Raw genomic sequence first — 12,532 nt, forward strand, 5'->3', positions numbered from 1 at the left:
TGCGCGACGACTACTACACTCTTTATTAGTGCGATGTTGTGCCCAACCCGGTGGCGGCTGCGTTATACAGAATGTTGCTATCTACACGCATGCCGGGCCACTGCAGACTTAAAGGAGTGATGACAGTGTCCAGACTTGCAGAGTTCCGCGCCGCCGAAAAGGCCCTTCAGGAACAAATGGCGCAATTGGAGGCGCTGAAAAAGGACGCCGGCCTGAAGCGTGAAATCGAGTTCGAGAAGAAACTTGTCGACCTGATGAAACACTACGACAAGGGCCTGCGCGATATTGTCGCGATCCTCGACCCGAAGGCTACCCACAAAGCCCCGCCCAGTGCACCGAAACAACGCCGTGCGCGGGTGGTAAAGGTTTATGAAAACCCGCACACCGGCGAGTTGATCGAAACCAAGGGTGGCAACCACCGCGGCCTCAAGGCCTGGAAGGAGCAATACGGGGCCAAGACTGTCGACAGCTGGTTGCGCAGGTGAAAAAACCCTTCACACTTTTTTCACATCGACTGGCTCAGGATGAAGACTGCTAACGGACTAGCGCCCCATACGCCCGCTTCGGCGGGCTTCTAATTCTTGCGCCCCGCCCCACAAAGGCGGGGCGCAAATCGTTTGCGCAATCGCTTCAGTTCCGTATCATGACGCCCTGACTGTTTTGCTGGCAGCGCTGTTGCCAGCCTCAAATGCGGAGAGCCCATGAGCCTGAACCATCTCGACACCCTCCCTGGTGTCACCGCGCAACCGGATGCCGCGACCCACAAATTCGTTTTCAACCACACCATGCTGCGGGTCAAGGACGTTGCCAAGTCCCTGGACTTCTACACCCGCGTGCTGGGCTTCAGCCTGGTCGAGAAGCGCGACTTCCCCGAGGCCGAGTTCAGCCTGTACTTCCTCGCCCTGGTCGACAAGGCGCAGATCCCGGCCGATGCTGCCCAGCGCACCGAGTGGATGAAATCGATCCCGGGCATTCTCGAGCTGACCCACAACCACGGCACCGAAAAACGACGCCGGGTTTGCCTACCACAACGGCAACACCGACCCGCGTGGCTTCGGTCATATCTGCATCTCGGTGCCGGACATCCGTGCTGCCTGCGAGCGTTTCGAGCAACTGGGCGTCACCTTCCAGAAGCGCCTGAGCGACGGCCGCATGAAGCACCTGGCATTTATCAAGGACCCGGATGACTACTGGGTCGAGATCATCCAGCCGACCGAGTTCTGATCCTTCTCGCCGGTTCCCACGGTGTGCGCCAGAGCTGTGGGAGCCGGGCTTGCCGGCGATCGAGCGCGCAGCGCTCGCAGCCAACTATTACACCTGCAAATCACGTATTACGGTCTAGCTTCCGAGGATCACGCCCCATCAACGAAGTGCTGCCAGCGTTTCGCTGAAGCTGACGTTCGTCGGCCCGGATCCAACCGCGCCGCTGCTGTGGTATACCCGAAAAAGCACCCTGACTGAGGCGCTTTCGATACCACAGCAGCGAGGTAAGGACGATGAAAACCCTTCAATGCGAGCATCGCAACCACACCATCACCGCCAGCGTCGAAACCCACCCCGGCATCCCCACGCCCTATAACGCCGGCTGCCTGATCACCGATCCCGAAGGCCACACCAGCCGGCGCTTGTCATTGCCAGTGAAGATGGCCTACCTGGCCGACCTGGAAAACGCCCAGCATGCGGCGCTGGCCCACGGCAAGTGGCTGGTCGATCAGCAACTGGACAGGCGCCAGCAGCTGTTCTGAGGCACCTTCACGGTTCGGCCGCCTGGACCACGAAGGCGGCCCACGCCTCCTCGGTCAAGCGCAACGCCAGGTTCGCTTCGGCTTGCTCGCGGGCACTGGCCAATGCCCGCATGCGCTGAAGATAATCGTCATCGCGCAGCTCGCCCTGGCTGTCCATGATCGCCTCCAGCTGGTTGCGATAAGGCAGGTCGAGGGTGTCGAACTGCGCCTTGTGTTGCTCCTTGAGGTAGTCGAGCCAGAAGTCCCGGCTACCGATGAAGCGCTGCAACGCCTGCGTCTGTTCAAGGCCCTCGATGCGCTGGCGGGCGCTGGCGATCTCGCCCTCATCCAGCGGCGCCAGGGCCGGGAACAACATGCTCTGTGGCTTGCTCGGCAAGTCCAGCGCCTCGCCCAGGGCAATGCGGTAGGCCAGGTTCAGCTCGACGACATCGACAACTGCCGCCGCGTTTGTTGGCGCCTGCGCCTGCTCGGCAACCAGCAGGTCCAGTTGCTCCTGGCGAAACAGCCGCCGACCCAGGCTCAATAGCCGCTGTGCCAGAGGCTGATCGGTCGCCAGGTGCGAGGCGATGTACACCGACGCGCGGATTTCCAGGGTGGCAAAATTGAGGGTGACGCTGTCACCGCAGGTGATTGGTGAGGCCGCAAGCTCGAACAGCGACTCGCGCAGTTCGGGCGCTTTGCTGGCGGCATCGAGCAAAGCCCATACTCGGCCCCCCAGGTCAGCAGGCGTGCGCTGAAACTCGGCAGTCGCGCTGAGGTCGGCCAGCAGCTGGAACAAACCTGTCGCCTGCGGCTCGTCGGCCAATGCCTGCCAGGTAGTCAGCGCCTGGGCGCTGTCGCCGGCCGGCGCCGCTTGCAGCCACAGGCGCCGCGCCTTGCTCACTGGCGACTGATGACTACGGCGGCTGGCCAGGCGAATACCGGTGCGCTGCTGGTACTGCTCAAGCTGTTCAAAGGTTGCCTGCGACAGCGGGTTGTCATGCAGCGCCAACCCGCGGTTGATCCAGCCCGGGGCGTCGAGCACCGCTTGCGGCAGGCTGTCGATCTGGTTGTTGCGCAGGTCCAGGCGGTAGCCGTGATAGCGGTTCAACAGCCCGTGCGGCCAGGCTTGCAGCCCGGTGTTGCGCAGTTGCACCTCCTCCAGGCGCGACAAACGTTCAAGGTCCAGCAAGGGCCCCACAGGATTGTCATTGAGGTTGAGGATGCGCAGTTGCGAAAGCCCGGCCAGTTGCCGGGCCGCCTGCTGGTCGAGTTCGATGTGATTACCCGGCGCCAACAAGCGCGTCAGCGCCGGCATAGCACTCAGGGCGTCGGGCAAACGGGTCAGGGCGTTGTTGCCCAGGTTCAGCTCGCGCAAGCGCTTGAAGGGCAGCAGGAAAGCCGCCGAGGCGTCGCCCAGGCCCATGTTGTGCAACTGTAGATCGACCACATGGTCAAAATTGACCTCGGCCGGCCAGCCAGGCAAGTCGCCGGTGTACAGCCCTTCAAGGCTCAGGCTGTAACCGATGACGCTGTGGTTGGACCAACGTTTGGGCGACAGCTTGCGCCAGGCACGGCGGATCAGCAGCGCCGCCTGCTGACGGCTGCGGCGCAGGGCCTGGCCCGCTTCATCGGCGGCTACTGACTGGCTCCAGGCCCGCAAGGTGCCGTCGAGCAACTGGTATTCACGCTGATAGGCTGTGATGCGCGCCGCGACGTCGACACCATTGCGCTGCAGTGCGTCGACAAAGGCATCGGCGTCGGTATCCGAGAGCCCCGGGTACAGCTGGCGGATATCCCGCACCTGGGCCGCGCGGCGCCCACCGAACAGGCCGCGACCACTCAAGGGATAGCCGATACGCCCATCGGCCAAGCGCTGTGGCGGGTTGAACCAGGGGCGTTGCCTGGGCGTCGGTTGCAGCCACTGCCCAACCTTGCCGCGGTGCAGGTGCAACAGCTCGCCAAGGCGGCTGCGCAGCGGCGTGTCCAGCGCCGCCTGTTCCGAGGCAGACAGCGCGTTGCTCAAGGCACTGAACAGATCAAGGTAAAACTCGCCCGCGTGCTCCCCAGCCTGGCGATACAGCTGGTATCCCGACTCCAGCCTGACGATCTGTACGCGACGGCTGCCGGTCGCTGCCGCGGCCGGGACGAGTCTGGGCCCTGACAGGCTGCCTTCGAACACCTCGATAGCCAACGCCTGCGGCCAGCCGGGCAGTTGCCCAAGCAGGGCCAGGATCAACCTGTCGCTGTCGCGGCTGCGCACCGATTGCAGGTACAGCCCTTCGACGGCGCGGCTGATCCGTACATCGTGCAACGGCGCCCGTATGCGGTTGGCCATCGCCAGAGGCACCCGCCATTGCTCCACCAGGCGTCCTAGCTCAACGTCACTGGCCGCCTCGAGCAGATCACCGACGAGGCTGCTGGGCAGCTCGGGAAAATCCACCTGGACCACGGACTCGGCAATGCCCGCCAGGCGCGTACGCAGGCCATAGCAATGGCTGAACAGCGCCTGGCGCAGCATGCTTGCGTGCCGGGCCAGCACCCCGGGCGCAGGGCTGCCGGTAGTGTCAGCGGGCAGGCGTGACACCAGGTAGTCACGCATCTGCGCCTCTGTGGTGTTCAGCGGTGCCCCAGCCGCAAGCTGTTCGATAAAACGCTCGATGTCCTGATCCAGACGCCAGCGCAACAGGCAGTCGCGCAGCAGGCCCGGAGCCGCCAGGTTGTCCAGGTGCAAGCGGCGTAACTGCCCGCCATCAAGGCCGCTTATGGTCAGAATCTGTTCTTGCGCAGGCTCCGCCAACGTTGCCAGCTCAGGTAGCAGGCGCTTGAGCATGAACCGCGTGTCTTGCCACTGCAGCGGGTTCTCCCCGCCATGGCGCCACCCTCCCCGAGCGTTACCCTGCAGGAGCGGCGAATAGCGTTCGCCCCCCTCGGGATGGACGATGCGCCATTGCCCCAGAGCGCTGTCGTGCTGCACTGCGTAAACCCGGTCGTCCAGGGTAAGATAAGGGCCCGGGTCGCCGCCAATGAACCCTTGGGCATCAGCCGTACCCGGTTCGATCCGGGCCTGGTAACCCGCCAGGTCGGGCTTCCACAAACGCGCCTGGCCTTGCCGGTTACTGACCGGTACCAGCGCCTCGATGAAGGCTGCGTGGCGCAGGGCTTTACTCACCAGGTGCACGCCGACGCCGGCGACCGCAAGCAACGCCAGGTTCTCGACCACGTCGCTCAGGTGTTCGAGCGCCTTGTCGCTGTCGCCCTGCAGCCAGTCCTCAAAGCCTTCGAACAACTGCGAGGCCAACTGCGCTGCAGCCACGCCGAGCACTGCCGCGCCCAGTACCGGCACAAACAAACCGGCAACATTGAGCAACAACAGGCCGGCGTTCTCGTAGGCATGCAGGCGTTCCACCCGCTGTTTTTCATCTTCGTCATCGGTAGGCACGGCCAGGGTGCGTGCATCGTTGCGGATCTTCGCCAACTGTTGGCTGGCAAGGGTACTGAACAACGGCCCGGTGAAGGCCGACAAGCCTATGCTTATTGCCAGCGGCGCGCCCGGCGCAGCGCGCTGGCGTTGTTCACCCAGGCTCGCGGCAAATGCCAGTTGCTCGGCCTGGGGCACGAAGCGCGTGAACCAGCGCGCGTAGCCGGGCGATTTCAAGCGCACTCCCAGCTCACCCAGCATATCCTCCCGGGCACTGAACTGAACCAACGGACGTTGGGGGTCACCGGGGATGTACAATAGCCAGTTCAGTTGGCCAAGGCGCACCACGCCCGGCGATGTATCGAAGGCCGACTCCGGCAGTAGCTCGAAGACCACCATGCCATTGAGCCTCACCCCACCCAAACGCACCTGCAGGGGGCGGATGACCGGATCATCGCCCGGCTGCAGAAAATCTGCATGAATATGCTGCAGGAGTGCCGTGAAGCCGTACTCATCGAGCGCGCCACTGAGTACCGCGAGCAACGCGGCGACTTCCAGGTCGTGGTAGTGGCTGCGCCGCAGCATTTGCGTGAACTCGTCCGTCAGCACCTGATCCAGATGCAGTTGGTAGCGGCCACCCAGGTCGAGTGTGCGGCACAAGCCGGCGAAGGATTCGGGGGTCAATTGCGCCAAGGTTGCCAGCGGTCTTACGAACTGCAGCCGGGCCTTACCCGCAAGCCCGCCATTGGCCGCCTCGGCCGCGCTGAAGTTCTGTAGCGCCGCTTGTAACAGGCTGTGGCTGGAGACCACGGCGGTTGAACCCTGGCGCGGCAGCGACAGCAAGGTCGAGGTCCGGCTCAGGTGCCGGGTGTGGACCAGCTGGTTGTGCTCGACGTCAAGGTCCGCGCCGGTTTGCCTGCGCAATTGTTGCCGCAGCAAGGTGCGGGCGAAACCGTCGAGTGGTTGAATGTTCGACAGTACGCCAGCGACCCGGGTACGTTGCTGCTGGCTCAACTGCATTGCGCGGCTCAGGGCCAGCAGGCGCCCGGCCGGCGCCTGCAGCAACCATTGAGGCAGGTAGTCGTGGACCTGGCTGTCGTTCACTGGCACCTGCGCCTGCGGGCCTGGCATGTTCATAGCCCCTCCTCGCTCATGACGCCGGCGCTGGCCGCGGGGTGGAGCCCAAGGGCAAGGGTGGTCAACTGCAGGACCAGTTCGCCACGCGCCGCTTCCCGGGCGGCACCGATGCCATTGCTGCGCTGCAGGTACTGCTGGTCGGTGAGCTCGGCCTGCATCGCCTGCAGCGATTCCAGTTGCTGGAAGAACGCCTGGTCGAGCGCATCGAACGCCGCCTGCTGATGCGCCTCGATAAACCTGACCCAGAATCCCCGGGCCGCCACCGATGCCGCCAGGCGTGGCGTGCGCTCGGCCATGCGGACCTGGTCGCGCATGGTGTTCAAGGCATGCCGATCGACGCCGGCGACAAAGCGGTAGGCCATGTTCCGCGGCTGCCCGACCAGCTCCAGCTCGTCGGCAAGCCCGGTGCGAAAAGCCAGCAGGACTTCGATTTCGTCCGGGGCCATGCCCATCGCGCGGCGCAGCTGGATTTCCTCGGCGCTCAGGCGGTCCACTTCATCCAGGCGAAACAGCGAACGGGCCAGGTTCAGCAACGGTTGCTGGCGACTGGCTCCGCTAAGGCCACGGGTCGCGGTGAGTTCATGGGCGCGCACCTCCAGGGCGCTGAAGTTCAGGGCGACGCTGTCCGAGCAGCTTCGCGGCGCGCGGGCCAGGGCGAACAGTGCTCTGCGCAAGCGGGTATCGTCATAACAGCCCTCAAGCACCTCCCAGACACGGCGCGTGAGGTCCTGGCGCCGACGCCTGAAGTCAGCCGTCTCACGCAGGTCACCGAGCAGGCGAAACAGGTCAGCCGAGCCTTCCTCGCCCTGCAGTACCCGCCATTGCTCGGCGCGCTGCACGCGTACCTCATCTTGCGACCCAGACAGCCACTCCTCCTGCAGGTTGTCGAAGCGCGCGTGACTGAAGCCGGCGACCGCCGGCAGCAACCCGGCGCGTTCGAACGCCAGCAAGCGTTCACGGCTCTCGGCGTTGAGCGGGTTGTCGTGGAAGTTGATGCGTTCGAGGATGCGCCGCGGGGCGTTGAACAAGCCCTCCTGCAACACCACGATGGGGTTCTCGCGCAGGTCGGCGCTCTCCAGCGCCGGGCGGCTGAGCAAGCCGGCCGGGACCGTGGTGATGGCGGTACTGCGCAGGCGCAACAAGCGCAAGCGCGACAGCGCGGTCACATCCGGCGGGGACGCCAGCGGATTGTGATCCAGGTCGAGCACCTCCAGGCGGCCCAGCGATGCCAGCAGTTGATTGTCGGCCGGGGTCCAGGCAATCCGGTTGTGACTGAGGTTCAGCCAGGTCAGATGATTCAACCCGTCAATGCCTTCAGGCACTCGGGCGAGATCACCGTGCACCACATCAAGCCAGCGCAATGCGCTAAAGCGCTGGAGAAAGCCTGGCGGCAAATCGGTGATCTGCAAGTCATTGAGGGTAATCTCCGCCACATGAGCGAAGCTGATGCTCTCGGGAAGCTGCGGCAATGCACCTATCGGCTCGTGCTCGAGCAGCAGGCGATAGTCGGCGCCGCGATTGCGCACCCGCGCCGTCTGCCGGCGCCAGCAGCGACGCAAGCGCGCGGCGACCCGTTCGCGGGCAGCGCCGCGGATCGGGTCGGCCGCTTGCCAGCTGTAGAGGGTTTCGTTGAGGGTTGCCAGTTCCTGATGCAGCGCCTGCAAGCCGCTCCACAACTCGCGGCCAGACACCCGCAACTCGGTGAGGAACTCGCCAACCTCGGCGTCGCTGAACGTGGGGTACAACTCACGCACGGCGCGATTGACTGCCTGCCGCCCGCCCACCCCACGCCCGCTCAAGGGGTAACCAATGCGCCCGTCGGCCAGGCGCTGCGGCGGGTGAAACCACTGCCCCGGCTCGCTCAGGCCGATAATGCCAGCCACCTCCTCGCGTCGCGCCTCGCTCAGGGCCGCCAGCGTAGCGCTGCTGACCCGGCCCGGGCTCTGCAGGTGGACAGCTTCCAGGGCGCGATTGATGCGCACTTCGCGCATCAACAGGCGAGCCTCTTCCAGCATCGCCAATGGCACTTTCGAGGTGTCCAGCAGGCTCTGCAGGTGATCGGCCCTGGCGTGGCTGCAGATCTCTTCGGCAACCACCAGCGGCAGCCCGGGAAAGTTGCGCTGGAGGCTCTGCGCCCCGGCGCTCGGTTCCTGGCGCGAATGGGCATAAAGGAAGTCGAAGGCGTCGGCACGGCGCTGTTCAAGGTGCCTGGACAGGCGTGCGAGCAGTTGCTGACGCTCGCTCAGGCCTTCGTCCGGGCTTGCCAGCAACGCCAGCTTGTCGGTCTCCTCCAGCGCCAGCAGAACCTGGTCCAGCCAGTCGCCACTGGCTGAAGGCACAGGGCTCAATTCGATGGTGCGCGGTGACGTCTGCGTTGCCTGGCCGAAGCGCTCCTCGCCCAGGGTCACCAGCACCTGTTCAGGCCAGCCTTCAAGGGCGGTCAACGCCCGCAGCAGCACAGGCGCCGGCTGGCCGACGTTACCCACGCTCAGGCTGCTGAGCGTTGAGGCAAGCTGATGATCGAGCCGGACTCGCTCAAGGGCATCGACCAGGGTCGCCGGTGGCGCTTCACCGTGCACCTGCCACTGCCTGATCTGCGCTTGCTGGGTGCCGGTGATTGCCAGCACGCGCTGCAGTTGCGCGTCCGAGGCCTGCTGCCATTGCCCGCCGAAGCGCTTGAGCATTGCCTCACTGCCCTGCCAGTGCTGCGGGCTGTCCCAGGCCGGCCGCCAGCCCGTGGCACCGACCGTCTCAAAGCGATGGGCGAAGGCATTGTCCCGGTACGTCTGCAGGTCGGGGTTCCACAGGCGCTGGCGCTGGTCAGCCAGTTCGACCGGCACCAGGCCATCGACAAAACCCGACCGCTGCAGCGCCTTGACCAGCACCTTGCCGCCCGCCAGCAGCAAGGCGTTGGCCGCCAGGTTTTCCGCCACCCCGAGCAAGTGGTTCATGGCGCCTTCACGGTCGCCCTGCTGCCAGTCTTCATAGCCGTGATAAACCTCGCCCAGCAGCTGCGCGACGGCAACCCCGAGCATCACTTCCCCGAGCCCGGGGACAAAAAAGCCTGCCAGGTTGGCCAGGGTCAGGCCAATCTCCTGGTACTCCTGCAGGCGCTGGCTGCGCTCTGTGCGGTCTTCATCATCGGTGGGCACTGCCAGTACCCGGGCGTCATCCTCGATTTTGGCGATGCGCGCAGCAGACAGCGTGGCCAGCAGTGGCCCGGCAAAGGCAAAGTGACGACCATCAAGCTCGATCGCCGAGCCCGTTGAGCCTTGCGTGAGCAGCCGCCTCAGGGTCGTCAAGAAGGCACCGCGATCACGCTCACTGACAAAGCGTTGAAAGAAGCGTGCATAGCCGGCCTGAGCAAAGCGTGCAGCGAGCGCCGAATAGGCCGCGTCCCACGAGGTGTATTGCTTGAGCGGCTTGAGCGGGTCATCGGGTATGTACAACACCACGCTCAGCACATCGGAGTAACCGTTGGGTTCGAACAACTGCTCGCGCAACTCGAAAGCCACCACGCCGACCAGGCGCTTACCCAGCAGGTTGAGGTGATGGGCAAAGCTGCTCAGGGTGGCATTGGGCACCAGCGGCCTGAACGCCAGGGTGCGCAACAGGCATTGGTGGCTGGCGTCATCGAGATCGCCCTTGATCCAGGCCTGATTGAGCGCCACGGCCAGACCACTGCGCCAGCTCTGTTCGAGGGTCTTGTTGACCTGCCGGGCGCCCTCGGCGGCCGGGCTGAAAACCGATTTGATGTGGGCCTGGTACTTGCCGCCCACATCCAGCTCCCGGCACAGGCGGGCGAAAGCCGCCACCGACAGCGGCTGGACCGTGCCGTGCTCGTCGATGATCGCGGTCTGTTGATCATGACTGCCTTCGACGGCTTCTTCAGCGGCAAAGTTGTGCAGCGCGGCATGCAACGGGCTCTGGTAGCGGGTCTGCACGCGAAAAACCGGCGGCAGTGACGCTTGCGGCAGGCCGTCGATAATGCGCCGCACCAGGCGCAAGCGCCAGGTGTGCACATTTACCCGCTGGGCAAAGCGCGCACTCAGCGCTGCGCTCAACAGTGGCGCGGCAAAATCTTCAGGAGACTGCAGCGAGTCCAGCAATGCCTGCATCGGCACCTGGGCGCGCTGACTATCGCCCATGCTCTGCTGCAAGGCTTGCACCGCGGCCAACGGCGCATCCCGTAACCAGCCTGGCAGGCGCTGGGCGATAAAGCTGTCGATCGAGGCATCGTCGTGGTCGTTCATGCTGACTTCCTGGTGTTGGAAAAGTCAGCAGCAGACCCTGGCCAAGGTCTGCGCGGGTGCTATTTAAGTAGTGTGGCCCGCTGCGCTGCGCCTTCGTTGTCGGCCGGCGACGCCAACCCGTAGTCACCCTGCTCGTTCCAGTTGTCACCGAACATCTCTGCCGGGTGCATGGTACGGTCGGCGCCGTTGCCGCAAGCCAGGGCGTTGGCCGCGCAGTAGCGATCGCAGCCCCAGCAGATACGCTCGGGGTGCTTGGGGCTGACAGGAAAGGGCTTGGCCATGAAGTGCCTCAGGCGGCAATGGGCGAGCGTTCACGCTAGCGCCCAGTGCCGGGTTTGCCCTTGATACAGATCAAGGGCGCTGATCCAGACGGGCATCAAACCTTGAAGCGCGCCACGGTCTGGCTCAGGCTGCCGGCCATCTGCGCCAGGTCCTGGCCGGCGCTGTCGGTGTGTTGCGCCCCCAGCAGCACCTGTTCGGAGAGGTTGCGAATGCCCACCAGGTTGCGGTCCACCTCACGGGCCACCAGGGCCTGCTCTTCGGTGGCGCTGGCGATCATCAGGTTGCGCTCGTTGATCTGCGAGATCGACCGGGTGATCGCCTCCAGTGCTTCGCCGGCACGCTGGGCCACATCCAGGGTGGTGTGCACCAACTCGCTGCTGCTGAGCATGGCGGTCACCGCCTCGCTGGTGTCCTGCCGGATGTTGCCGATCATCTGCTCGATCTCCTGGGTCGACACCTGGGTGCGATGGGCCAGGGCCCGCACCTCGTCGGCGACCACGGCAAAGCCGCGCCCGGCATCGCCGGCGCGGGCCGCCTCGATGGCGGCGTTGAGCGCCAACAGGTTGGTCTGTTCGGCGATGCTGCGGATCACATCCAGCACCGTGCTGATGTCCTGCACACGCCCGGCCAGTTGCTGGATGCGCGCGGAGGTATCGCTGACGCCGTCGGCCAGGGTGCTGATCGAGACGACCGTCTCGCGCACCTGTTCACGGCCACGCTGGGCGGTTTGTTCGGAGACCTTCGAGGCTTCGCTGGTACTCACCGCATTGCGCGCTACTTCGTCCACCGCGGCGGTCATCTCGTTGACCGCGGCTGCTGCCTGTTCGATTTCCAGGCCCTGCAGCTGCAGGCTGCTGCTGGTCTGACTGCTGACCGCGCTGAGTTCCTCGGAAGAACTGGCGACCCGCTCCACCGAAGCTGCGATGTGCTTGACCATGCTGTTCAGGCTCTGCTGCATCTGCTGCATGTTGAGCATCACGCTGCCGTCGGCACTGCCATGGGTCGGCACCGCGATGGTCAGGTCACCCTCGGCGATCTGGCTGAGCACCCGCGCGGCGGTATCCGGCTCGCCGCCCAGCGGCCGGGTGACGCTGCGGGTCACCAGCAGCGCAGCGGCGATCACCGCCAACAGGCACAGCACGACCAGGCCGAGCATGTTCAGCCGGGCGTCGTTGTACAGGGCCTGGGCGGCCTGTTCGCGCTCGACGAAGATCTGCCCCTGCAAGGCCATCAGGCTTTCCAGGTGCTGGTATACCTCGTGCTCGGCGGGTACCACGTTTTGCTTGAGCTGGGTCATTGCCGCCTGCGCGTCACCCTGGCGGATCAGTGTCTGTACCTGGGTAAACGCCGCGACATAGGTTTCGCGGCTGGCTTTCAGCGCAGCGTAGGCGGCCTTGCCCTCGGGCAGGTAGAACAGCGGCTCAAGCGTTGCCAGGGCCTGGCTGATGCGCTGCTTGGTGGTGTCGATGGCCTGCTGCACCTGCAGGTTGTCCTTGTCGAGCAACAGATCGCGGGTGTTGCGTGCGTTGTCGCGCACCCCGGTGGCGATGACCATGATCGGTTCGATCTTCGGCCAGTCCTGTTTGACGATCACCACCGCCTGCTCTTTGAGCGTGGCCAGGTCATGCAATGCATAAAAGGCCAGGCCCAGAAGCGCCAGGGGCGCGATGGCAAAACCAATGAGGATACGTTGTGCTGTGGTCAATCTGGTCATT

6 protein-coding genes and 1 pseudogene are annotated in these 12,532 nt (G+C 64.7%); 3 read left to right on the top strand and 4 right to left on the bottom strand.

Features of this window, described 5'->3' with window-relative positions; genetic code table 11:
* Nucleotides 1-125: 125 nt before the first annotated feature.
* The 3 genes and pseudogenes from ACZ9A3_RS12075 to ACZ9A3_RS12085 all read left to right on the top strand — a co-directional run bounded on the left by ACZ9A3_RS12075 (nucleotide 126) and on the right by ACZ9A3_RS12085 (nucleotide 1,745).
* Nucleotides 126-485, top strand: coding sequence for a histone-like nucleoid-structuring protein, MvaT/MvaU family (locus tag ACZ9A3_RS12075; RefSeq protein ID WP_093381900.1), 360 nt, complete (start codon nucleotides 126-128; stop codon nucleotides 483-485).
* 216 nt (nucleotides 486-701) lie between these two features.
* Nucleotides 702-1,224: pseudogene (gloA, locus tag ACZ9A3_RS12080) on the top strand (lactoylglutathione lyase).
* Between the two features lie 272 nt (nucleotides 1,225-1,496).
* Nucleotides 1,497-1,745: a hypothetical protein gene (locus tag ACZ9A3_RS12085; protein ID WP_195884332.1), complete on the top strand. Its 249-nt coding sequence runs from the start codon at nucleotides 1,497-1,499 to the stop codon at nucleotides 1,743-1,745.
* A gap of 7 nt (nucleotides 1,746-1,752) precedes the next feature.
* On the opposite strand, the gene ACZ9A3_RS12090 is transcribed toward ACZ9A3_RS12085, so the two are convergent.
* The 4 genes from ACZ9A3_RS12090 to ACZ9A3_RS12105 all read right to left on the bottom strand — a co-directional run bounded on the left by ACZ9A3_RS12090 (nucleotide 1,753) and on the right by ACZ9A3_RS12105 (nucleotide 12,531).
* On the bottom strand, nucleotides 1,753-6,282 hold the full coding sequence (locus ACZ9A3_RS12090) for an NEL-type E3 ubiquitin ligase domain-containing protein (protein ID WP_476252663.1): 4,530 nt from the start codon (nucleotides 6,280-6,282) through the stop codon (nucleotides 1,753-1,755).
* The gene (locus ACZ9A3_RS12095) at nucleotides 6,279-10,535 is read right to left on the bottom strand and encodes an NEL-type E3 ubiquitin ligase domain-containing protein (protein WP_476252664.1); all 4,257 of its coding nucleotides are present in this window, start codon (nucleotides 10,533-10,535) and stop codon (nucleotides 6,279-6,281) included. The genes ACZ9A3_RS12090 and ACZ9A3_RS12095 overlap by 4 nt, the downstream gene beginning before the upstream one ends.
* Before the next feature lie 59 nt (nucleotides 10,536-10,594).
* Entirely contained in the window at nucleotides 10,595-10,816 is a 222-nt protein-coding gene (locus ACZ9A3_RS12100) for a DUF3079 domain-containing protein (RefSeq protein ID WP_476252665.1), read from the bottom strand.
* A gap of 95 nt (nucleotides 10,817-10,911) precedes the next feature.
* The gene (locus ACZ9A3_RS12105; RefSeq protein WP_476252666.1) at nucleotides 10,912-12,531 is read right to left on the bottom strand and encodes a methyl-accepting chemotaxis protein; all 1,620 of its coding nucleotides are present in this window, start codon (nucleotides 12,529-12,531) and stop codon (nucleotides 10,912-10,914) included.
* Between the last annotated feature and the right edge of the window lies 1 nt (nucleotide 12,532).

This window comes from Pseudomonas sp. TE4620, from assembly GCF_056279045.1.